Raw genomic sequence first — 22,322 nt, forward strand, 5'->3', positions numbered from 1 at the left:
GTTGAGTTCTCAAGGAACGGTCGCTTCCTTTGTACTCACCCTCTCGGGCTTTCCTCCGGGCTTCCCTTCGGTCTTGCGTTTCCGACTCTATCAGATCCTTTTCCGATCCGATTTCCTCGGTGCTTTCCAGGTTTCCGCTTTCGCGTTTCCCTTTCCGGCGGATCCGACTTTATCAGAAGTTCTGAGTCGGATTTCCCGCCCCCTGCGGGGACTGGTTCCGACGCACGAAGTGGTCGGGTTCCCGGTCAGGCGGAGCCGTAAACGTACTGGAGCGGGGCGCCTCGATGCAAATCGAGGCGCCCCGCTCCGGGTTCACGCGTCAGAGAGCCGACGGTCCGTCAGACCTCCACCACGACAGGGAGGATCATCGGCCTGCGGCGATAGGTGTCGGAGACCCACTTGCCCAGGGTGCGGCGGATCAGCTGCTGGAGCTGGTGGGGCTCGACGACGCCGTCCTGAGCCGACCGCTCCAGCACCTCCGTGATCCTCGGGATGACATCCCCGAAGGCGGAGTCATCGATGCCGGAGCCGCGGGCCTGGATGTGCGGTCCGCCCGTGATCTTGCCGGTGGAGGAGTCCACGACCACGAAGACCGAGATGATGCCCTCGTCGCCGAGGATCTTGCGGTCCTTCAGCGCCGGCTCGCCCACGTCACCGACGGAGAGGCCGTCGACGTAGACGTAACCCGCCTGGACCTTGCCGGAGATCTTGGCCTTGCCCTCGATGAGGTCGACGGCCACGCCGTCCTCGGCGATGACGATCCGGTCGTGCGGGACGCCGGTCATGGCGCCCAGCTCGGCGTTGGCGCGCAGGTGGCGCCATTCGCCGTGGACCGGCATCAGGTTCCGCGGACGGCAGATGTTGTAGAAGTACAGGAGCTCACCCGCGGACGCGTGGCCCGAGACGTGCACCTTGGCGTTGCCCTTGTGGACGACGTTGGCTCCCCAGCGGGTCAGGCCGTTGATGACGCGGTAGACAGCGTTCTCGTTGCCGGGGATCAGCGACGACGCCAGGATCACCGTGTCGCCGTCGACGATGCGGATCTGGTGGTCGCGGTTGGCCATGCGGGACAGGGCGGCCATCGGTTCGCCCTGGGAGCCCGTGCAGACCAGCACGATCTCGCTCTCGGGCAGGTCGTCCAGCGTCCTGACGTCCACCACCAGGCCCGGCGGGACCTTCAGATACCCCAGGTCGCGGGCGATACCCATGTTGCGGACCATCGAGCGGCCGACGAAGGCGACCCGGCGGCCGTGTTCGTGAGCGGCGTCCAGGATCTGCTGGATGCGGTGGACGTGGCTGGCGAAGCTCGCCACGATGATCCGCTTGCGGGCCCCGGCGAAGACCTGGCGCAGGACGTTGGAGATCTCGCGCTCCGGCGGAACGAACCCCGGGACCTCGGCGTTCGTCGAGTCACTGAGGAGAAGGTCGATGCCCTCTTCGCTCAGGCGTGCGAACGCGTGCAGGTCCGTGAGCCGGTTGTCCAGCGGGAGCTGGTCCATTTTGAAGTCGCCCGTGTGGACCACCATGCCCGCGGGGGTGCGGATGGCGACGGCCAGGGCGTCGGGGATGGAGTGGTTGACGGCGACGAACTCGCAGTCGAAGGGGCCGATGCGCTCGCGGTTCCCCTCCGCCACCTCGAGGGTGTACGGGCGGATGCGGTGCTCCTGGAGCTTGGCCTCGATGAGCGCGAGGGTCAGCTTGGAGCCGATCAGCGGGATGTCCGGCTTCTCGCGGAGCAGGAAGGGGACGCCGCCGATGTGGTCCTCGTGGCCGTGGGTGAGGACGATGCCCTCGATGTCGTCGAGGCGGTCCCTGATGGATGAGAAGTCCGGCAGGATCAGGTCGATTCCGGGCTGCTCCTCCTCGGGGAAGAGCACTCCGCAGTCGACGATCAGCAGGCGGCCGCCGTATTCGAAGACCGTCATGTTCCGGCCGATTTCACCGAGGCCGCCGAGCGGGGTGACCCGCAGGCCGCCTTCGGGGAGCGGCGGGGGCGGGCTGAGTTCAGGATGCGGATGACTCAAAAGACTCTCCTCAACCACGCGCGCCACGTACCGGTAGGGCACGTGGCGCGCATGACGTTCGTGCAGAAGCAGTTGTCGTTGTGGTGCAGGCACCGGTGGCCTGCCTATTCAGTTGTGAAGTCGGTGCGCGCGGTCGGGCCGCGCGAAGTCTCGTGCTAGAGCTCTACCCCACCCGCGGCAAGATCGATCTTGAGCTGTTCGATTTCCTCGGGCGAGCATTCGACCATCGGGGCGCGCAACGGTCCGGCGGGCAGGCCCTGGAGGGTGAGCGCGGCCTTGGTGGTCATGACGCCCTGGGTGCGGAACATGCCCGTGTAGACGGGCAGCAGCTTCTGGTGGATCTCGGTCGCCTTCTGGACGTCACCGCTGGTGTACGCGTCGACGAGGGCGCGCAGCTCCGGGGTGACGACATGGCCGACGACGGAGACGAAGCCGACCGCGCCCACGGAGAGGAGCGGCAGGTTCAGCATGTCGTCGCCGGAATACCAGGCGAGGCTGGAGCGGGCGATGGCCCAGCTGGCGCGGCCGAGGTCGCCCTTGGCGTCCTTGTTGGCGACGATCCGGGGGTGCTCGGCGAGCCGGACGAGTGTCTCGGTGCTGATCGGGACGCCGCTGCGGCCGGGGATGTCGTAGAGCATGACCGGCAGCTCGGTGGCGTCGGCGATGGTCCGGAAGTGCCGGTACAGGCCCTCCTGCGGGGGCTTGTTGTAGTACGGCGTGACGATCAGCAGGCCGTGGGCGCCGGTCTTCTCGGCCTGGCGGGCGAGCTCCATGCTGTGGTGGGTGTCGTTGGTGCCGACTCCGGCCACGATGTGGGCGCGGTCGCCCACCGCCTCCAGTACGGCTCGTACGAGATCCGCTTTCTCCGCGTCGCTGGTGGTGGGGGACTCGCCTGTGGTGCCGTTGATGATCAGGCCGTCGTTGCCTGCGTCCACCAGGTGCGAGGCGAGCCGCTGCGCGCCGTCGAGGTCGAGTGCGCCGTCCGCCGTGAAGGGCGTGACCATAGCGGTGAGGACCCGCCCGAAGGGGGTCTGCGGAGTGGAGGTCGGAGCCATGGGTTACACGCTACTCGTTGCTCAAGGCGCGGTCTGCCCTAGGGGTGCGGGGAAAGTCCTGACAAAGAAGGAGCCCGGCACTGCCTGCTCGGGGGTTCAAGCAGTGCCGGGTCCGTTTGATCAGGCTAGATGAACTTCGCTAAATGCCGCAATCCGGACACCTCATGAGGCTGACCCGTACATCTGTGCCCGACCGGGAACTCGGATGCGCTACGGCGCCACACGTCCGTTCGCATTGAAGGCGGCGTAGGTGAGCGGCATGAGCTTGGCCCACTCCGCCTCCATCTTCTCGCCGACCATCTCGATCTCCCGCTGCGGGAAGGACGGGACCTTGGCCAGCTCGTGCTGGGTGCGCAGACCGAGGAAGTGCATCAGCGAGCGGGCGTTGCAGGTGGCGTACATGGAGGAGAACAGGCCCACGGGGAGGACCGCGCGGGCGACCTCGCGGGCGACGCCGGCGGCGAGCATCTCCTGGTACGCCTCGTACGACCGGCGGTAGGAGTCCTCCATCGAGCGGCCGACCAGCTCCTGCTGGGCCTGGGTGCCCTCCACGAAGACATACTTGCCCGGGCGGCCCTCCTGGACGAGCTTGCGGGACTCGGCGGGGACGTAGAAGACCGGCTGGAGCTCCCGGTACCGGCCTGATTCCTCGTTGTAGGACCAGCCGACGCGGTGCCGCATGAACTCGCGGAAGACGAAGATCGGGGCGCTGATGAAGAAGGTCATCGAGTTGTGCTCGAAGGGGCTGCCGTGCCGGTCCCGCATCAGGTAGTTGATGAGGCCCTTGGAGCGCTCGGGGTCCTTCTTCAGCTCGTCCAGGGACTGCTCGCCGGCGGTGGAGACGCGGGCGGCCCACAGCACGTCGGAGTCGGCCGCGCTGTGCTTGACCAGCTCGACGGTGACGTCGCTGCGGTAGCTGGGCTTGAGGTCGTCGGCGGGGGTGTCGGTCACGACGTGGAGGGTCCTTCCATCACTTCACTCGGGCGGCGCCCACTCTACTCAGCGGCGAGGCGCGAGGTTTTTCCCGGTTGACCGGCACTTCTCCCGGTACCCGCTCGTCTGTGTTGGTGACAGTGATTCGTTCGGCTCCCGTGAGGAGCAGGATCTCCGATGTTCCGTCGGCGCGAGCCCGTACGGCGCTGGTTCCTCGGGCCCACCATCGTGTCCGCGCCGGCGGGCTCGCTCGTCCTCGGGATGCCGGCGCTCTCCGCCGACCAGCCGTCGCAGCAGACGCAGCAGACGCAGGCGTCCGACGGGCGCTGAGGCCGGTACCGACCCATCCGGACCCCCAAGGGTGGTGAGCCGGGACACAGGTCGATAGCCTCACCGGGCACAGCCCAGCATGGATTGAGTGAGGACCAGCCGTGCCCCTGCCCTTCCTGACGGCCGACCGAGCCTTCGAAACAGCCGACGATGTCGCGCTGCCCTTCGACGACCGTGACCGCTGGCGACGCCCCTACCGCCCGGGCCCCTGGCGGGTGGGCGCGGCCGCGGTTGTACTGCTGCTCGCCTCCTACGTGCTGTTCGCGGCGGTGATCATCGCGCTGACCGGCACACCGGCCGAGGCCGGCGTGGTCTTCGGCATCGCCGTGGCCGCGATCGCCGTCGCGCTGCGGCTGCTGCGCATGGGCGTGTGGGTGAGTGCCCAAGGGCTACGCCATGTCGGGTTCTTCGTCACGCGTACGACGCCCTGGGAACAAGTCGTCGCGGTGCGCACGGTGCAGCGGCCGGTGCGCTGGCTCGGGCTTCCGCGCACTCTGCAGGGGCAGGCCCTGGTCCTCGTACGCGCCGACCGGGCCGCGGACGATCTGCCGCCGCTGCTGACCACGCACAACGCGGACTTCCTGGCGCGGCCGGAGGCGTTCGACCGGGCCGCGGACACGATCGAGGCCTGGGGCGCGGAAGCGCGCCGCTAGGGGCGCCGTGACAATCTGCGGGGCGGTGGGGGCTGATCGCGCAGTTCCGCGCGCCCCTTCGGGACGCTCCTCCGGGCGATCGTTCGTCCGGGCCGCGGACACCATCCAAGCCTGGGGTCCGGAGGCACTCCGCGGGTCGTGGGGGCTCGTCGCGCAGTTCCCCGCGCCCCTTCGGGACGCTGCCCGGCTCGGCCGGACGCGAACGATCCCGTCGCGGACACCATCGAAGCGTGGGGCGTGCTTCAGCGGGCTGTTTCGCGGAGCGCGATGGCTCGCTGCATCGCCTTTCTTGCGCGGGGGGTGTCGCGGGCGTCGTGGTAGGCGATGGCGAGGCGGAACCAGCTGCGCCAGTCGTCCGGGGCGTCCTCCGTCTCGGCCTTGCGGCGGGCGAAGACCTCGTCGGCCGAGTCACGGTCGATGCGCCCGCTGGCGGTGCGCTTCAGCTCGTCGACGGGCAGGCCGCCCTCGGCGTCGAGTTCGGCGGCGAGCTTATTGGCCTTGCGGACGAACTCGGTGTTCTTCCACAGGAACCACAGGCCGATCAGCGGCAGGATCAGCACCGCGACACCGAAGGCGACGGTGAGCAGGGTGCCGGCCTGGATGAGCATCAGGCCCCGGCTGCCGACCAGGACGAAGTAGACGACCAGGACGGCGGCCGTGACGGCGTAGGAGATCTTCGCGCGCATCAGTCGGTCAGCCCAGGTCCAGGAAGTTTTCCAGGCCGACGGTGAGGCCGGGGGTGGCCACCACGCGGCGGGCGCCGAGCAGGATGCCCGGCATGAAGCTGCTGTGGTGCAGGGAGTCATGGCGGACGGTGAGGGTCTCGCCCTCGCCGCCCAGCAGGACCTCCTGGTGGGCCAGCAGGCCCCGCAGCCGGATCGCGTGGACCGGGATCCCGTCCACGCTGGCGCCGCGCGCACCGTCCAGGGCGGTGGTCGTGGCGTCCGGTGCGGGGGCCGAGCCGGCCTTGGCGCGGGCCTCGGCGATGAGCTGGGCGGTGCGGGTGGCGGTGCCGCTGGGCGCGTCCACCTTCTTGGGGTGGTGCAGCTCGACGACCTCGACCGACTCGAACCAGGGTGCGGCGATCTGCGCGAACTTCATGGTCAGGACGGCCCCGATGGAGAAGTTGGGCGCGATGAGCACGCCCGTCTCCGGGGACTCGGCCAGCCAGCCCTTCAGCTGCGCGAGGCGCTCGTCGGTCCAGCCCGTCGTACCGACGACCGCGTGGATGCCGTGGCGCACGCAGTAGTCGAGGTTGTCCATCACCGAGTCCGGCGTGGTCAGTTCGACGGCGACCTGGGCGCCGGTCCCGGCCAGGGTGTCCAGGGTGTCGCCCCGGCCCAGGGCGGCGACCAGCTCCATGTCGTCGGCCGCCTCGACGGCCCGGACCGCCTCGGAACCGATCCGGCCCTTGGCACCGAGGACCGCCACTCGCAGCTTGCTCATCTTCTTGCTTCCTTCGGGAGAGGCTTACGCGACCGCTTCGTGCAGACGGGACGCCTGTTTGTCCTTCAGCGGGCCGATGACCGACAGGGAGGGCCGCTGTCCCAGGATGTCCCGGGCCACCGAGCGGACGTCGTCCGGGGTGACCGACGCTATCCGGGCCAGCATGTCGTCCACGGACATCTGGTCGCCCCAGCACAGCTCGCTCTTGCCGATACGGTTCATCAGCGCGCCCGTGTCCTCCAGGCCGAGGACGGTGGAGCCCCGGAGCTGGCCGATGGCGCGGCCGATCTCGTCGTCGGACAGCCCGTGCTCGGCGACCTGGTCGAGTTCGTCGCGGCAGATCTTCAGCACGTCGTGCACCTGCGAGGGCCGGCAGCCGGCGTAGACGCCGAACAGGCCGCAGTCGGCGAAGCCGGATGTGTACGAGTACACGCTGTACGCCAGGCCGCGCTTCTCCCGGACCTCCTGGAAGAGCCGGGACGACATCCCGCCGCCCAGGGCCGTGTTCAGCACGCCCAGGGCCCAGCGGCGCTCGTCGGTGCGGGCGAGGCCCGGCATGCCGAGGACGACGTGCGCCTGCTCGGTCTTGCGGCCGATCAGCTCGACGCGGCCCGCCGTGCGCAGCGCGCGCCTCCCGCCGCGCGGGGCGATCGGCGTGGCGTCGAGGTTCGTCAGGGCGCCGGCCTTCTCGAAGGCGGCCCGGACCTGCCGTACGACCTTGTTGTGGTCGATGTTGCCCGCGGCGGCCACGACCAGGTGGGTCGGGTCGTAGTGCTTCTTGTAGAAGCGGCGGATGCGGTCGGCGGTGAGGGCGTTGACCGTGTCGACCGTGCCGAGGACCGGGCGGCCGAGGGGGTTGTCGCCGAACATCGTGTGCGCGAACAGGTCGTGCACGCAGTCGCCCGGGTCGTCCTCGGTCATCGCGATCTCCTCGAGGATCGCGCCGCGCTCGACGTTGACGTCCTCCTCCAGGATCAGCGAGCCCGTGAGCATGTCGCAGACGACGTCGATGGCGAGCGGCAGGTCGGTGTCGAGGACACGCGCGTAGTAGCACGTGTACTCCTTCGCCGTGAACGCGTTCATCTCGCCGCCGACGGCGTCGAGGGCGGAGGAGATGTCCAGGGCCGAACGGCGCCGGGTGCCCTTGAAGAGCAGGTGCTCCAGGTAGTGCGTGGCGCCGTTCAGGGCCGGGGTCTCGTCGCGGGAGCCGACGTGCGCCCAGATACCGAAGGTCGCGGAGCGGACCGAGGGCAGGGTCTCGGTGACGATGCGCAGGCCGCCCGGGAGGGTGGTCTTACGGACCGTGCCGATGCCGTTCTCGCCCTTGATGAGCGTTTGGGTACGGGCGACGGCCCGCGCCTCCGTGGAGGTGCGGGCCGTCGTCCTGGAGGTGCTCGACGTCACTGGTCGGTGTCGTCCTTCGTGTCCTCGGAAGCCTCTTCGCCCTCGATCACCGGGATGAGGGAGAGCTTGCCGCGCGAGTCGATCTCGGCGATCTCGACCTGGACCTTGGCGCCCACGCCGAGCACGTCCTCGACGTTCTCCACGCGCTTGCCGCCGGCGAGCTTGCGGATCTGCGAGATGTGCAGCAGACCGTCCTTGCCCGGGAGCAGCGAGACGAACGCGCCGAAGGTGGTCGTCTTCACGACCGTGCCCAGGTAGCGCTCGCCGACCTCCGGCATGGTCGGATTGGCGATCGAGTTGATCGTGGCGCGGGCGGCCTCGGCCTGCGAGCCGACCTGGGCACCGATGTAGATGGTGCCGTCGTCCTCGATCGTGATCTCGGCGCCGGTGTCCTCCTGGATCTGGTTGATCATCTTGCCCTTGGGGCCGATGACCTCACCGATCTTGTCCACGGGGATCTTCACGGTGATGATCCGCGGGGCGTTCGGGGACATCTCGTCCGGCGTGTCGATCGCTTCCATCATCACGTCGAGGATGTGGAGGCGGGCGTCGCGGGCCTGCTTGAGGGCCGCGGCCAGGACGGAGGCCGGGATGCCGTCCAGCTTGGTGTCGAGCTGGAGGGCGGTCACGAACTCCTTGGTGCCGGCGACCTTGAAGTCCATGTCGCCGAAGGCGTCCTCCGCACCGAGGATGTCGGTGAGGGTGACGTAGTGCGTCTCGCCCTCGATCTCCTGGGAGATCAGGCCCATGGCGATACCGGCGACGGGGGCCTTCAGCGGCACACCGGCGTTCAGCAGCGACATGGTGGAGGCGCAGACCGAGCCCATGGACGTCGAGCCGTTGGAGCTCAGCGCCTCGGAGACCTGGCGGATCGCGTAGGGGAACTCCTCGCGCGTCGGCAGGACCGGCACGAGGGCGCGCTCGGCGAGGGCGCCGTGGCCGATCTCGCGGCGCTTCGGGGAGCCGACGCGGCCGGTCTCGCCGGTGGAGTACGGCGGGAAGTTGTAGTTGTGCATGTAGCGCTTGCGGGTCACCGGGGAGAGGGTGTCCAGCTGCTGCTCCATGCGGAGCATGTTGAGGGTGGTGACGCCCAGGATCTGGGTCTCGCCACGCTCGAAGACCGCGGAGCCGTGCACGCGCGGGATGGCCTCGACCTCGGCGGCCAGGGTGCGGATGTCGGTGACACCGCGGCCGTCCATGCGCTTCTTCTCCTTGATGACGCGCTCACGGACCAGGGTCTTGGTCAGCGAGCGGTACGCGGCGGAGATCTCCTTCTCGCGGCCCTCGAACTCCGGCAGGAGCTTCTCGGCCGCGAGCGCCTTGACGCGGTCCAGCTCGGCCTCGCGCTCCTGCTTGCCGGCGATGGTCAGCGCGGAGGCGAGCTCCGGCTTGACGGCGGCGGTGAGCGCCTCGAGGACGTCGTCCTGGTAGTCCAGGAAGACCGGGAACTCGCCGGTCGGCTTGGCGGCCTTGGCGGCGAGGTCGGCCTGGGCCCTGCAGAGCACCTTGATGAAGGGCTTCGCGGCGTCCAGACCGGCGGCGACGACCTCCTCGGTCGGCGCCTCGGCGCCGCCCTCGACCAGCTTGATGGTCTTCTCGGTGGCCTCGGCCTCGACCATCATGATCGCGACGTCGCCGTCCTCCAGGGTGCGGCCCGCGACGACCATGTCGAAGACGGCGTCCTCGAGCTCGGTGTGCGTCGGGAACGCCACCCACTGGCCGCGGATCAGCGCGACGCGGACGCCGCCGATCGGGCCGGAGAAGGGCAGACCGGCCAGCTGCGTGGACGCGGAGGCGGCGTTGATCGCCACGACGTCGTACAGGTGGTCGGGGTTGAGCGCCATGATCGTGGCGACGACCTGGATCTCGTTGCGCAGGCCCTTCTTGAAGGACGGGCGCAGCGGGCGGTCGATCAGCCGGCAGGTGAGGATGGCGTCCTCGGAGGGACGGCCCTCGCGGCGGAAGAAGCTGCCGGGGATCTTGCCGGCGGCGTACATCCGCTCCTCGACGTCCACCGTCAGCGGGAAGAAGTCGAGCTGGTCCTTGGGGTTCTTGGAGGCGGTGGTGGCCGACAGCACCATGGTGTCGTCGTCCAGGTACGCCACGGCGGAACCGGCGGCCTGCTTGGCCAGGCGGCCCGTCTCGAAGCGGATGGTGCGGGTGCCGAAGGCGCCATTGTCGATGACGGCCTCGGCGTAGTGGGTCTCGTTCTCCACTAGCAATTTCTCCATTACTTTTCGTCTTTTGTCCCGATCCGCCCGTGTGGCGGGGGGACGGGGGCGGAGAAGCGCTCTGCGGGCCGGTCTTCGATCGAAGCACCCGGGTTCGCATTGCCCGGGGGCCACTACCGAGGACCGGCGGCGGCGAGGTGCACTTCTCCTCGTGCCACTGCGTTGTGCTACCACACTACAAAGCGGGTGTGATACTCCGCACGTTTCCGTGTCTACGGCTCCGTACGTACGGCAAAGGGAGCGGCCCCCGATCGTTTCGGGAACCGCTCCCTTCACGGCGTCTTACTTGGCGCCCGCCGCACCGCGGCGGATGCCGAGGCGGTCGACCAGCGCACGGAAGCGCTGGATGTCCTTCTTCGCCAGGTACTGGAGAAGGCGGCGACGCTGACCGACCAGGATCAGCAGACCACGACGGGAGTGGTGGTCGTGCTTGTGGGTCTTGAGGTGCTCGGTCAGGTCCGAGATCCGGCGCGAGAGCATGGCGACCTGGACCTCGGGGGAGCCGGTGTCGCCCTCCTTCTGACCGAACTCGCTGATGATCTGCTTCTTCGTAGCGGCGTCGAGCGGCACGCGTACTCCTCGTAGTCTCTGAGTGGCCACCGAGTGCCCCCGGTCTATGTCTCGGGGGAGCTTCCGTTACTCGGGAGGCGGGGATCCGCTGGGCGCGGCCTCCAGAGCGAGCGCTCCGGGGGTGCGTACACAAACGGCCGTCACTCAGGGTACCAGCCAGAGGTGGGCGCCCTTGCATCGGTTCCGGAACCGCCCTGATCGCGAGGAATGGACCACTAGGGTGAGCGCGCCGATCAAGCGTACGTCGTAAGGACCCGTACGCCGGAAGTCTGGAAGGGGTCGCTGGGCATGGCGGAGACGGAAGCGGAGATCAAGGCGCGCAAGGAGCGGGAGCGCGACGAGCTGTACGCCCTCGACATCTCGGGCGTGGAGTGGCAGAGCGCGCCGGGCACGGAGGCACACGAGGAGCGGGTGGAGATCGCGCAGCTGCCCGGCGGGGCGGTGGCGATGCGGTCGTCGCTGGAGCCGGAGACGGTGCTGCGCTATACGGAGGCCGAGTGGCGGGCGTTCGTGCTGGGCGCGCGGGACGGGGAGTTCGACCTGGAGCCGGCGCCGGGGAGCGGCGGTTCTGAGGGGGAGTGATCGACGGGCGGTCGTCGGGTCGACGGGCGGTTCCCAGGCGGTCGTGGGGGTGCGGGTTCGTGGCTCTCCGCGGCCGCCAATTCTCTTGTGCGGCGGGGTGGTTGCGCGGGTGTGCGGCGGGGTGGTTGCGCGGGGTGGCTTGGTCGCTTGCTTCGCTTTCGTTCTGGATTGTTCAGAGGTGTCGTCCGGTTTGTTCACCAATAGGACGGCTGTGTACGGCACTTCGGGGCAGGCTGTGACGCAGTGGGCGGCTGCTCGGGGGTGGACGGGCCTGCCGGGGTGATGCCCGTGGTGATTAGGCTGGGACCGGGCGCGACGCCAGAACCCGTGGACCGGGCGTCGGTGGCCCAGGGGGAGAGCCGACCGAAACGGACGACCTCGAACGACTTCGGACGACGAGCAAGGGTCGCCCCGGCACGGCATGGGGGTGCTCGACCACACCAGGAGGAACTGTGAGCAGCGATCGGGACGGGATCCGCGGGGGCTGGGCCACACCCGGCGATGACCAGCCCGACGCGGAGTCGGCGAACGAGGTCACGGGTGAGTTCACCATCGACTATGCGCCGCCTGCCTGGTACACGCAGAACGCGAGTGGCTCCGCCGGGGCGGGGCGGGACGAGAGCGGGTCGGGGGCGTCGGGTGCCTCTGGCTCTACGGGGTCCTCTGGTTCGGCATCGGACTCTTCGGCGGCGGGTGAAGGTGGCCCTGCCGGTGAAGGTGGTTCCGCTGCTCGGCCGACCTTCACGCCCTCTCCCACCGCGCTGCCTTCCTCGCTCCCGGGGCTGACGCCGCCCGTTCCGCAGGGGACGCCTGCTCCGGGGGCGCCTTTCACTCCGCCCGCTCCTGCGGTGCGGCCCGCGCCCGGGGCGCCTTTCACTCCGCCGCTGCCTGCGGCTGGGGGGCCGGTCGCGGTGCCCAAGCTGCCGGTGGGGAGTGGTTTCGAACCGCAGGAGACGCCGCCCGCGGATCCGCCCGCGGGGGATGCGGCATCTCCTACGGCCGTGCCGAGCATCCCCGTCGGGGGGTTCCAGTCGCAGTGGAGCACGCCTGCTTCCGCGCCTTCCGAGGCTTCTTCCACGGCTCCGGCCGCCGAGGAGTCCGACTCAGGGAACGGTGACCTGGAGAGCGGCGCCACGATGCGGTTCTCCGCGGTGGCGCTGCAGCGGGAGATCGAGGAGCGCGCGGCGGAGGCCGGGGCGGGGCTGCCGTCGGAGGACGAGGACGGTGTCTCCGGGGAGCAGGAGCCGGAGGTAGAGCCCGAGGACGCCTCGGGCGACTCCGGTGTCGTCCCGACCGAAACGGACGCGGTGGCGGCCGAGCCGGAGGACGCGGAACTGGCGGACGCGGAACTGGTGGACGCGGAGGTGGAGAGCACCGAGCACCGGACCGCGGAACTGGCGGACACGGAGCCGGACGGCTCGGACGCCGAGCTGTCCGAGCAGGAGCCGACTGACTCCGTCCCGGAGGACGTCGTAACCGATGAGGCTGAGCCTTCGGACGAGGCAGAGGCAGAGCCGGAGGACGTCGTACCAGCTGACGCCGAACCGGAAGACGCGACACGGGCCTACACGGAACCGAAGGAAGAGGCCGCAGAGGCCGACGCCGAACCCCAGGACGCCGTACCCGCCGACGCGGAACCGCAGGAGGCCGTACCCGCCGACGCGCAGCCGCAGGACGCCGTACCCGCCGACGCCGAGCCCCAGGACGCCGTACAGGCCGACGCCGAGCCGCAGGACGCCGTACCCGCGGCTGCCGCCTGGACTCCTCCGCCGACACCGCCGGTCGGGGTGCCGCCGCTGCCGCCGTCGTACCAGCCCGCGGCTCCGCCGTCGGCGCCGCAGTGGCCCGTACAGCAGCGGGAGCCGGTGGCTCCCGCGGAGCCGCAGCAGCAGCCTCCGTTCCAGCCGCAGGCCCCGCAGCCCGCGCCCGCGACCTGGGCCCAGCCGACGCCCCCGCCCCCCGGCGCCCCCGCACCGCAGGGCGGCTACGGCTTCCCGCACCCCGGCACTCCGGCAGCCCCCGCGCAGGAACCCACGGCCCCGCAGCCCGGCACGCCCACCGCGCCCGCGCAACAGCCGCCCGCCGCCCCGGCGCCCAACCCCCAGGGCGCCTCAGGCTTCCCGCACCCCGGCGCCCCCACCGCACCGGCGCAGGAACTCAGGGCCCCGCACCCCACCGACTCCCCGGCACCCGCGCCCCAGGACGGCTACAGCTCCCCTCAGCCCGGCGCTCAGCCCTCCACCCCCAGCCCGCAAGGCGGCTACGGCTTCCCGCAGGCCAGCGCCCCCACCGCGCCCGTACCGGAATCCACCGACACCTCCGCCCCGACACCTCAGGGCGCCTACGGCTTCCCGCACCCCGGCACCCCTGCAGCCCCCGCACAGCCGATGGCCGACGCCCCCAACCCCGCGTCCGCCCCGCAGAGCGGCTACGGCTCCCCCCAGCCCGGCACCCCCACCCCGCAAGGCGGATACGGCTCCCCCCAGCCCGGCACTCCGGCTACGCCCGCGCAGCAGCCGCCCGCCGCCCCGGTGCCCAACCCCCAGGGCGGCTACGGCTTCCCGCACCCCGGCGCCACGGCGGCCCCGTACGCACACCCCGGCGCCCCCGCGGCCGCGCACGCACAGCCGGGCCAGCTTCCGCAGCAGCCCTCCCCCGCCGCCCCCAACTCCCCCGCGCAGCCCGGCGGTTACGGCTTCCCCCAGCCGCCCGCCCAGCCGGGACCGGTACCGGGCCAGGACCCCGCCCAACCCGCCCCGCAGGGCCAGCCCGGCATGCCGCCGCACAGCCAGCCGCACCCCCAGCCTGAGCAGCCCGGCACCCCCGCGGCCCCGCACGCACAGCCGAGCCAGCCTCCGCAGCAGCCCTCCCCCGCCGCTCCCAACTCCCCCGCGCAGCCCGGCGGTTACGGCTTCCCCCAGCCGCCCGCCCAGCCGGGACCGGTACCGGGCCAGGACCCCGCCCAACCCGCCGTACCCCCGCAGGGCCAGCCCGGCATGCCGCCGCACGGCCAGCCGCAAGCTCAACCCGCCGTACCGGCGCAGGACCACCCCCAGGCCCAGCCCGCCGTACCCCAGCAGGGCCAGCCGGGCGTACCCACACACGGCCACCCCCAGGCCCAACCCGCCGTACCCCCGTACAGCCACCCGCAGGGCCAGCCCGGCATGCCGCCGCACAGCCAGCCGCAGGGTCCGCCGCAGCAGCCCGTCGACCCCCGGGCCGGGGCCGCCTGGCCTCAGCCGATGCGGCATGATCAGCGGCAGCCGACCAACCCCGGGGCCGCGCCGCTCGGTTACACCGCTGCCGTGGAGCTGTCGTCCGACCGGCTGCTCAACAACAAGAAGCAGAAGGCGAAGAGCGGGCGGCCCGCCGCGGGCGGTGGGCGGTTCAAGATCGGTGGGAAGAAGGAGGAGGCCGAGCGGCAGCGCAAGCTCGAGCTCATCCGTACGCCCGTGCTGTCCTGCTACCGGATCGCCGTCATCAGCCTCAAGGGCGGCGTCGGGAAGACCACGACCACCACCGCCCTCGGCTCCACCCTCGCCACCGAGCGCCAGGACAAGATCCTCGCCATCGACGCCAACCCGGACGCCGGCACCCTCGGCCGCCGGGTGCGCCGGGAGACCGGGGCCACCATCCGTGACCTCGTGCAGGCGATCCCGTACCTCAACTCGTACATGGACATCCGCCGGTTCACCTCCCAGGCGCCGTCCGGGCTCGAGATCATCGCCAACGACGTCGACCCGGCCGTCTCCACGACGTTCAACGACGAGGACTACCGGCGCGCGATCGACGTACTGGGCAAGCAGTACCCGATCATCCTCACCGACTCCGGCACCGGTCTGCTCTACAGCGCCATGCGCGGTGTGCTGGACCTCGCCGACCAGCTCATCATCATCTCGACGCCGTCCGTGGATGGGGCGAGCAGCGCCAGTACGACGCTGGACTGGCTGTCGGCGCACGGCTACGCCGATCTCGTCTCGCGGTCCCTCACCGTCATCTCCGGCGTCCGCGACACCGGCAAGATGATCAAGGTCGACGACATCGTCAGCCACTTCGAGACCCGCTGCCGGGGCGTCATCGTCGTGCCCTTCGACGAGCACCTCGCCGCCGGTGCCGAGGTCGACCTCGACATGATGCGGCCCAAGGTGCGGGAGGCGTACTTCAACCTCGCCTCGATGGTCGCCGAGGACTTCGTCCGCCACCAGCAGGCCCACGGCCTGTGGACCAGCGACGGCAACCCGCCCCCGGTGGCGGCCCCGCCGCTGCCCGGCCAGCCCATCCCCGGCCAGCCTTACGGCCACGGCCAGCCCGGTCACCCCGGACAGCCGACACACGCGCAGCCCGCCCCCGGCCAGCCCGCCCCCGGCCAGCCGTACGCCCCCGGCCAGCCCTACGGCCACGGCCCCGGCCCCGGCCACCCCGGTCAGCCGCCGGCGCAGCAGCCCGGGCAGCCGCCCTACCCCTACCCCCAGCAGCCCCCGCAGTAGGCGGTGGCGGCACACGAAAGGGCGGCCGGTGCCCGCGAGGCACCGGCCGCCCTTCGGCGTCGTAGCGGCGACTAGCCCCTCGCCTGCGCCGCCGCCTCCGCCGCTGCCGTCAGATCGCGGCTGATCTTGATGTCCTCCATCATTCGCTCGATCAGCGCGTCGAGCGAGTCGAACTTCACCTGGCCGCGCACGAAGCCGAGGAAGTCGACGGCGACATGCAGGCCGTACAGATCGAGGCCGACCCGGTCGATGACATGCGCCTCGACCGTGCGTGCGGTGCCGTCGAAGGTCGGGTTCGTACCGACGGAGATCGCCGACGGCATCACCTCGCCCTGGGCGTGCAGCCAGCCGGCGTAGACACCGTCCGCGGGGATCGCGGTGTGCGGGAGGGTCTCGACGTTCGCCGTCGGGACGCCCAGCTCGCGTCCGCGCTGCGCGCCGCGCACGACGATGCCCTCGACCCGGTGCGGGCGGCCCAGGATCTCGGCGGCGCCCTCGACATCGCCCTCCAGGACCAGCCGCCGGGTCAGGGTCGAGGAGAACGGCTGACCGCCGCCCGCGTCACCGGACACGTACAGGTCGACGATCTCGACGTCGAAGTCGTACGTCTTGCCCAGCTCGGCCAGATACACGACATCGCCCGCCGCGCGGTGGCCGAAGCGGAAGTTGGGGCCCTCGACGACGGCCTTGGCGCGCAGCTTGTCGATGAGGACCTTCACGATGAAGTCCGCCGGGGAGAGGTTGGAGAACTCCGCGGTGAACGGCAGCACCAGCACCGCGTCCACGCCCAGTTCCGCCATGAGTTCGGCCCGCCGGTGGTGCGGGGCGAGCAGGGGCGGGTGGGTGCCCGGCCGCAGCACCTCCTTGGGGTGCGGGTCGAAGGTGACGACCACGGCGGGCAGGCCCAGTTCGCGGGCGCGTTCCACGGTGTGCCGGATGATCAGCTGGTGTCCGCGGTGGACACCGTCGTAGGACCCGATGGTGACGACGCTGCGCCCCCAGTCCTGGGGGATGTCCTCCAAGCCACGCCAGCGCTGCACTGTGACCGCTCCTTGTCGAACCCGTGTCCGTCACTGCCTTCTACGCAGGTCTAAGGGTGCCATGCCGCGTGCCCCCGCCCCGCATCGGCATGGAGGCTGTGACGGTTAGCACGTGCCGGGGGGCCGAAGTCATGCGGGGACCCGGACACCCGCCAGGTTCTCGATCATCCGCCGGGTGCTGGGGCCCACCACGGCCGCCCAGTCCTGGGGCGCGTCGGTGAGCCAGCCGGCCACCCGGGCGGCGAAGCCGGGGACATGGCGGCCCAGGTCGACGAGACCTCGGTCGAAGCGGGCCGCCCCCTCGGGGGTGCGGACGAGCAGCAGTCCGGTGCGGTGCACGAGGTCGCGCAGTCCCTCGCCGTCCTGCTGGGCGGCCGCGTGCAGGACGGCGTCCAGGACGCCGGGGTCGTGTTCGTGGGCGAGCAGGATTTCCAGGAGTTCCTGGCGCAGCGGGCGAGAGGCGGGGCTCCCGGGGGCCGCGAGGACTCCGGCGAGGGCGGCCCGCAGCTGTTCGGACCCGCCGTCCAGCAACCCGGTGACCAGCGGGAACAGTACGGCTCGGGCGGCCGGACCGTGCTCCAGACGGCGGTCCATGCAGGCGGCGACGTCCCCGGCACGCTCCGGGCGCCGCTCCACCGCCTCCCGTAGGAGCGCGGCGACCCGGCGGGCCAGCGCCGGGGTGGTGACGTCGGCGAGGGTGCGCAGTGCCGGTCCCGCGTCCGGTCGGCGCAGCCGCTCCCGGAAGGCGTCGAGGACCGGCTCGGGGTGGGTGATCAGGGCACCGGCCAGCGCGCTCGGCGGGACCTGCGGGTCACCGGACGCGAAGTGGCGCAGGGCGAGCGGGAGATGGCGGGCGCGGGTGTGCGGGTCGTGCACGAGCAGGGCGAGCGCGCCGCCGTGCAGGGTGCACTCGTCGGGGCGGGCGAGCAGGGCGAGGGCGGCGTAGCGCAGGAGTTCGCGGTCGGCGCTGGTCCGGACGTGCGGGGCAGCGCGCAGTCCGTACGCCACCGCCGCCACCCTGCGCGCGGGCCGCTCGTCGCGCACCCACCGGTCCACGGCCCGGCAGAGCGCGGAGGGTTCCTCCTCCGCGAGCACGGCCAGCAGCTCGTCGGCCCGCTGGTGGCCGGCCTCGACCAGCGTCTCGATCAGATCGTCCGGTGCGCCGTGCCGATGCGTGTGCAGCAGCGCCTGCGCGGCCCTCGCGACGGTCGCGTGCGGGGTCGCGGGCAGCGGACGGTCGTCGTGGAACCAGCGGGTGAGGTGCGGCTGTACGGCGGGGGCGTCGGCGGCCAGGAGCCGGGCCACGGCGTCGAGGTAACGGGGGCCGGCTTTCGAGTCGGCCAGGACGAGGTGTCGGAGCAGGTCCAGCCGCGTGTCGTGCGGCAGGGGCAGCGCGATCCAGAAGTCCGGGCCGAACTCGGCGGGCACCGGCTGCTGTTGCTGCCGCCAGGTCACGATCCGGTCGGTGAGGGTGCGCAGGACGTCCGTGTAGGGCCGGGCGTCGGGTACGCGCAGCAGGGCCTGGGCGAGGAGGCGGGCGGACCACCAGGACTGCGGGTCGGCGTCCAGGGCGTGCGTCAACTCCTGCATTCGTAGGGCGAGTTGGAGGGGCGTGTGGTGGCGGGCGAGGAGCAGCAGGGCCTCGACCACCGGGCCGATGCGGTGGTGCGGGACGGGGAGGGGGTGGGGTCCGGCGGTGCGGTGGCGGTGGATCAGGGCGCGCAGGGCCTCGTCCAGGTCGAGGTGGGTGCCCTGGATCCAGTCGGCGAACTCCTCGTGGGCGAAGCGGTAGCCCTGGCCGGCGGGGACGAGGAGCCCTTCGGTGAGTACGGCGGAGGCCCAGCCGGTGCCGCCGCCGAGCCGTGCCGGTGCGGGGCCCCAGGGGAAGACCGCCTCGAAGGTCTCCCGGTCGAGTCCGCCCTGGCCGGGGCCGAGGCTGCGGCGGGCGGCCTCGTGGACCTGGCCGGCGACCTTGGCGGCGAGGCGTTTCACCGCGGTGCCGCGCAGGCCGTTCTCCGCGGCGAGGCGCACGGCGATGCGCAGGCACATCAGGTCCAGGTGGGCCGCGAAGACGTCGTCCCGGTCGACCCGGGTGAGCGGGGCGTCGGGGAGGGCGGCGCGGACCTCGGCGAGCAGGCGGAGGGTGAGGGGGTGGCGGGCGTCCCGGGGGGCGAGGGTGCCGTCGGGGATGCCGTGGCGGGTGCGGGCCTGGTGGGCTTCGGCGGGGGTCAGGTCGGTGAGCCGTACGCACGGGGGCAGGCGCCGGCGGATCTCACCCGTGCGCCCGTCGTGGAGCATTCCGGCCGGGAACTGCGTCCCCGCTCCCTCCCAGTACTCCTCCCGGCACGCCACCACCAGCCGGGCGCCGGTCCGGGTCAGCCATTGTGCCGTGCCCGCGGTCCATTCGGGCAGGCGGTGGGAGAGCAGCGGGGGCATCTCCTCGGGGCTGTCCAGCAGGAGCAGGAGGGGGCGGGCGGTGGTGCGGGCCAGATGCTCGGGGGTCAGGTCGCCCAGTTCCCCCGGTGCGAGGCCGCGGGACGCCGCGACGATGCGGGCGGCCCTGGTCAGCGCCCTGCTCGCCGCGTCCGCCACCGAGGTGTCGTCGGCCTTCAGGTCGGCGCCGCGCAGCCACAGGGTGGGGGCCGGTTCCGGTCCCCGGTGGCGGCGGCCGGCCAGGGCCGCCAGTTCGGTCGTACGGCCGCTGCCCGGTGGGCCCACGAGGGCCAGCACCGAGGCTCCCGCGCGGGCGGTGAAGTCGTCGAACTGCCGTGTCACCGAGGGCCGTTGCACCGGTTCCGCGTCCCCGGACGGACCGTCCTGGCCCACCGAGGTCGCCGTCAGTTCCAGGACGCCCGCCGGGTTCAGGTCGGCGCCGTAGGCAGGGACGGTGGTCGCGTTCTCGGTGAGCAGGTCGGCCAGCGGGCCGGGCGGGGGCGGCCGGAGGGGGATGGCGAAGCCCGAGTCCCGGTCGCCGCGCTTCAGAGCCGTGCCCAGGACGGCGAGCACCGTGCCGGTCTCCGCGTCCAGCACCGGTCCCCCGGCCGCCCCTCCGCCCAGCCGCAGCGCGTCCCGGCCGGCGGTGCCGATGGCCAGCTCCAGAGCATGGTCGAGGTGGTGGACACGGTCCGTCGCCGTGTACGTCACCGGGGTGGCGCCCAGTACCCGTGCCTCGCGCCAGCAGCCGGTCGCGATCCGGACGTACCAGCCGGGCTCGGCACCGTGCCGCACCGACACGGGCAGCGGCCGGGCGCCGAGGCCCTCGGTGCGGATCAGGGCCAGGTCCAGGGCGGGGAGTGCGGTCACCGCGGCGGCCGGCACGACGCAGGTGCGCTCCTCGCCCGCGCGCAGGACCAGGCGCGGCAGGCCGTCGACGGCCTCGTGGCTGGTGATCACCGTGCCGTGGTGGTCGGCCACGAAACCCAGGCCCCGAGGGCGGCCGGCGAGATCGTGGATCCGCACCAGAGCGTCCTCGTGAGCCCCACCGGACTCCTGGGGAATCCGCGGGCCGGCTGCCGCCATGGTCCCACCTCCCCGCCGTACCGAAGTGTCTGTTCTCGACGGTAGGCCGGGGATGATCAGCGGCACAGATCGCGCGGCGAACGCGCCCCCTTGCACTCCCTCGGTTCACTCCGAGCGCCTGCCCGGAAGGGTGAACAGACCGGGGCGGCTGGATACACCCTAGGGGTGGGGGAACCGAGGGGGACCGTGGAGCGGCGGGCAGTGAAAGACCCCGTGCGCGCCGCTCCGCGGGCGGGGCCGGGGCCTCAGCCGAAGACGGCAAGGCTCTTCGCCTTGCCCTTGTGCTCCTCGACCAGCGCCAGGAAGCGGCCCTCGGCGTCGAAGACCGCGACCGCGCCCCGGCCCGCGTACTCCTCGGGCATCTCCAGCCGGACGCCGTTGGTGAGCAGCCGCGCCCGCCTGGTGTCCACGTCCCAGCGCGGGAACGCGGCCGTGGCGGCCTCGGCCAGCGGCAGTACGGTCAGCTCCTGCTGGAGCTGGTCCAGGGTCCTCGCCCCGTCCAGCTTGTACGGGCCCACCCGCGTCCGGCGCAGCGCCGTGAGGTGGCCGCCGACGCCCAGACCGGCACCGAGGTCCCGGGCGAGCGCCCGGATGTAGGTGCCGGAGGAGCAGACGACCGACACCACCAGGTCCAGGACGGGGGTGCCGTCCTCGGCGACGGCGTCCCGGATGTCGTGGACCCCGAAGGAGGAGACGGTGACCGGACGGGCCGGGATCTCGAACTCCTCGCCCTCGCGCGCCCGCTTGTAGGAGCGCACGCCGTTGATCTTGATGGCGCTGACCTTGGACGGCACCTGCATGATGTCGCCGGTCAGCTTGGCGATCCCGGCGTCGACGGCGTCCCGGGTGACCTTCGAGGCGTCCTGCGACCCCGTGATCGCGCCCTCGGCGTCGTCGGTCAGGGTGGTCTGGCCGAGCCGGATCGTGCCCAGGTACTCCTTCTCGGTCAGCGCGAGGTGGCCGAGGAGCTTGGTGGCCTTCTCGACGCCGAGGACGAGCACGCCCGTCGCCATGGGGTCGAGGGTGCCGGCGTGGCCGACGCGGCGGGTCCTGGCGATCCCGCGCATCTTGGCGACCACGTCGTGCGAGGTGAAGCCCGACGGCTTGTCGACGATGACAAGCCCGTCGGGCGTCCGGTTCTGCTGGGTCATTCGGCGGTGTCGTCCTCGTCCTCGTCCTCGCCCGGCTTCTTGTACGGGTCCGCCTCACCGGCGTAGGCGGCGCCGGCCGAGACCTCGCGCACCTTCTCGTCCGACTGGCGGGCCCGGTCGAGGAGGTCCTCGATGGTCCGGGCGGTGTCGGGCAGCGCGTCCGCCACGAAGGTGAGCGTCGGGGTGAACTTCACGCCCGCCGCCGCACCGACCGCGCTGCGGAGGACGCCCTTGGCGCTCTCCAGTCCGGCGGCCGCCGCGGCCCGCTCCTCGTCGTCCCCGTACACCGTGTAGAAGACGGTCGCCTCCCGCAGGTCACCCGTGACCCGGGTGTCCGTGATGGTGACGTGCGAGCCGAGCCGCGGGTCCTTGATCCCGCGCTGCAGCTTCTGGGCCACCACCTCCCGGATGAGGTCCGCCAGCCTTTTCGCCCGCGCGTTGTCGGCCACTGGTCCGTCTCCTTAAGTGTTTCTCTTCTTGCATCAGTCTTCGTCGCTGTGGAGCCTGCGTCGAACCGAGAGCAGTTCCACCTCGGGCCGTCCGGCGACCAGCCGCTCGCAGCGGTCCAGGACGTCGGAGAGGTGTCCGGTGTCCCCGGATACCATCGCGAGCCCGATCTCGGCCCGGCGATGAAGGTCCTGGTTGCCCGTCTCGGCCGCGCTCACCGCGTACTTGCGCTGGAGTTCGGCCACGATCGGACGGACGAGTGAGCGTTTCTCCTTCAGCGAGCGAACGTCGCCGAGAAGCAGGTCGAAGGAGAGAGTCCCCACATACATGTGCGATCCGGATGTCCCGCCGGTTCGGGGTACGGGCGCCACGCATCGACGCCGATACGGGAACCGTACACGCAACGGCCGGGGCCGATCGACGGAAATAACTTCCGCCGACCGGCCCCGG

The 22,322-nt window shown here is 71.6% G+C and carries 17 protein-coding genes; 4 read left to right on the forward strand and 13 right to left on the reverse strand.

The features are described 5' to 3' along the window. Nucleotides 1-338: 338 nt before the first annotated feature. The 3 genes from ACWD11_RS20615 to thyX all read right to left on the reverse strand — a co-directional run bounded on the left by ACWD11_RS20615 (nt 339) and on the right by thyX (nt 4,030). Nucleotides 339-2,024 carry a ribonuclease J gene (locus ACWD11_RS20615; RefSeq protein WP_389414660.1) on the reverse strand — a complete coding sequence of 562 codons (1,686 nt, stop codon included), beginning with the start codon at nt 2,022-2,024 and terminating at the stop codon, nt 339-341. Between the two features lie 155 nt (nt 2,025-2,179). Next, entirely contained in the window at nt 2,180-3,079 is a 900-nt protein-coding gene (gene dapA, locus ACWD11_RS20620) for a 4-hydroxy-tetrahydrodipicolinate synthase (RefSeq protein ID WP_451284633.1), read from the reverse strand. Nucleotides 3,080-3,289: 210 nt separating this feature from the next. After that, nucleotides 3,290-4,030 (reverse strand): FAD-dependent thymidylate synthase, encoded by a 741-nt coding sequence (gene thyX / locus ACWD11_RS20625; protein WP_389414662.1) that lies wholly within the window; start codon nt 4,028-4,030, stop codon nt 3,290-3,292. A 159-nt stretch (nt 4,031-4,189) separates the two neighbouring features. On the opposite strand from thyX, the gene ACWD11_RS20630 reads away from it, so the two are divergent. Then, nucleotides 4,190-4,342 (forward strand): hypothetical protein, encoded by a 153-nt coding sequence (locus ACWD11_RS20630; protein WP_389414663.1) that lies wholly within the window; start codon nt 4,190-4,192, stop codon nt 4,340-4,342. 101 nt (nt 4,343-4,443) lie between these two features. Further along, nucleotides 4,444-4,995 (forward strand): PH domain-containing protein, encoded by a 552-nt coding sequence (locus ACWD11_RS20635; protein WP_389414664.1) that lies wholly within the window; start codon nt 4,444-4,446, stop codon nt 4,993-4,995. Nucleotides 4,996-5,237: 242 nt separating this feature from the next. Here ACWD11_RS20635 and ACWD11_RS20640 read toward each other — a convergent pair whose 3' ends face one another. The 5 genes from ACWD11_RS20640 to rpsO form a co-directional block, all read right to left on the reverse strand. Then, nucleotides 5,238-5,681, reverse strand: a complete 444-nt coding sequence (locus ACWD11_RS20640; protein WP_451284635.1) for a hypothetical protein — start codon at nt 5,679-5,681, stop codon at nt 5,238-5,240. Between the two features lie 7 nt (nt 5,682-5,688). Continuing rightward, a complete protein-coding gene (gene dapB / locus ACWD11_RS20645; RefSeq protein ID WP_389414666.1) occupies nt 5,689-6,441 on the reverse strand; it encodes a 4-hydroxy-tetrahydrodipicolinate reductase in 753 nt (250 codons plus the stop codon). Nucleotides 6,442-6,465: 24 nt separating this feature from the next. Further along, nucleotides 6,466-7,845, reverse strand: a complete 1,380-nt coding sequence (locus tag ACWD11_RS20650) for a M16 family metallopeptidase (RefSeq protein ID WP_389414667.1) — start codon at nt 7,843-7,845, stop codon at nt 6,466-6,468. Beyond that, complete coding sequence (locus tag ACWD11_RS20655) at nt 7,842-10,061, reverse strand: polyribonucleotide nucleotidyltransferase (protein WP_389414668.1); 2,220 nt, start codon at nt 10,059-10,061, stop codon at nt 7,842-7,844. The genes ACWD11_RS20650 and ACWD11_RS20655 overlap by 4 nt, the downstream gene beginning before the upstream one ends. Before the next feature lie 297 nt (nt 10,062-10,358). Further along, nucleotides 10,359-10,646 carry a 30S ribosomal protein S15 gene (gene rpsO, locus ACWD11_RS20660; RefSeq protein ID WP_015657483.1) on the reverse strand — a complete coding sequence of 96 codons (288 nt, stop codon included), beginning with the start codon at nt 10,644-10,646 and terminating at the stop codon, nt 10,359-10,361. Between the two features lie 288 nt (nt 10,647-10,934). Between rpsO and ACWD11_RS20665 the strand changes: the two genes are divergently transcribed. Both ACWD11_RS20665 and ACWD11_RS20670 read left to right on the forward strand, forming a co-directional pair. Next, a complete protein-coding gene (locus tag ACWD11_RS20665) occupies nt 10,935-11,228 on the forward strand; it encodes a DUF397 domain-containing protein (RefSeq protein WP_389414669.1) in 294 nt (97 codons plus the stop codon). Nucleotides 11,229-11,680: 452 nt separating this feature from the next. Beyond that, on the forward strand, nt 11,681-15,715 hold the full coding sequence (locus ACWD11_RS20670) for an SCO5717 family growth-regulating ATPase (RefSeq protein WP_451284638.1): 4,035 nt from the start codon (nt 11,681-11,683) through the stop codon (nt 15,713-15,715). A 71-nt stretch (nt 15,716-15,786) separates the two neighbouring features. On the opposite strand, the gene ACWD11_RS20675 is transcribed toward ACWD11_RS20670, so the two are convergent. The 5 genes from ACWD11_RS20675 to ACWD11_RS20695 all read right to left on the reverse strand — a co-directional run bounded on the left by ACWD11_RS20675 (nt 15,787) and on the right by ACWD11_RS20695 (nt 22,201). Next, nucleotides 15,787-16,755 carry a bifunctional riboflavin kinase/FAD synthetase gene (locus tag ACWD11_RS20675; RefSeq protein ID WP_451284640.1) on the reverse strand — a complete coding sequence of 323 codons (969 nt, stop codon included), beginning with the start codon at nt 16,753-16,755 and terminating at the stop codon, nt 15,787-15,789. A 129-nt stretch (nt 16,756-16,884) separates the two neighbouring features. Next, nucleotides 16,885-20,274 (reverse strand): trypsin-like peptidase domain-containing protein, encoded by a 3,390-nt coding sequence (locus ACWD11_RS20680; RefSeq protein WP_451284642.1) that lies wholly within the window; start codon nt 20,272-20,274, stop codon nt 16,885-16,887. A 245-nt stretch (nt 20,275-20,519) separates the two neighbouring features. After that, complete coding sequence (truB, locus tag ACWD11_RS20685) at nt 20,520-21,425, reverse strand: tRNA pseudouridine(55) synthase TruB (protein WP_389414672.1); 906 nt, start codon at nt 21,423-21,425, stop codon at nt 20,520-20,522. Further along, a complete protein-coding gene (gene rbfA, locus ACWD11_RS20690; protein WP_389414673.1) occupies nt 21,422-21,874 on the reverse strand; it encodes a 30S ribosome-binding factor RbfA in 453 nt (150 codons plus the stop codon). The genes truB and rbfA overlap by 4 nt, the downstream gene beginning before the upstream one ends. Nucleotides 21,875-21,907: 33 nt before the next feature. Then, on the reverse strand, nt 21,908-22,201 hold the full coding sequence (locus ACWD11_RS20695; protein ID WP_250074448.1) for a DUF503 domain-containing protein: 294 nt from the start codon (nt 22,199-22,201) through the stop codon (nt 21,908-21,910). Nucleotides 22,202-22,322 lie beyond the last annotated feature (121 nt).

It is taken from the genome of Streptomyces sp. NPDC002776, from assembly GCF_053592195.1.

What these genes read in the sequence shown, in the direction of transcription:
- dapA (WP_451284633.1), bottom strand. Translation starts at nt 3,079, where the DNA reads ATGGCTCCGACCTCCACTCCGCAGACCCCCTTCGGGCGGGTCCTCACC.
- ACWD11_RS20630 (WP_389414663.1), top strand. Translation starts at nt 4,190, where the DNA reads ATGTTCCGTCGGCGCGAGCCCGTACGGCGCTGGTTCCTCGGGCCCACC.
- ACWD11_RS20640 (WP_451284635.1), bottom strand. Translation starts at nt 5,681, where the DNA reads ATGCGCGCGAAGATCTCCTACGCCGTCACGGCCGCCGTCCTGGTCGTC.
- dapB (WP_389414666.1), bottom strand. Translation starts at nt 6,441, where the DNA reads ATGAGCAAGCTGCGAGTGGCGGTCCTCGGTGCCAAGGGCCGGATCGGT.
- ACWD11_RS20665 (WP_389414669.1), top strand. Translation starts at nt 10,935, where the DNA reads ATGGCGGAGACGGAAGCGGAGATCAAGGCGCGCAAGGAGCGGGAGCGC.
- ACWD11_RS20680 (WP_451284642.1), bottom strand. Translation starts at nt 20,274, where the DNA reads ATGGCGGCAGCCGGCCCGCGGATTCCCCAGGAGTCCGGTGGGGCTCAC.
- truB (WP_389414672.1), bottom strand. Translation starts at nt 21,425, where the DNA reads ATGACCCAGCAGAACCGGACGCCCGACGGGCTTGTCATCGTCGACAAG.
- ACWD11_RS20695 (WP_250074448.1), bottom strand. Translation starts at nt 22,201, where the DNA reads ATGTATGTGGGGACTCTCTCCTTCGACCTGCTTCTCGGCGACGTTCGC.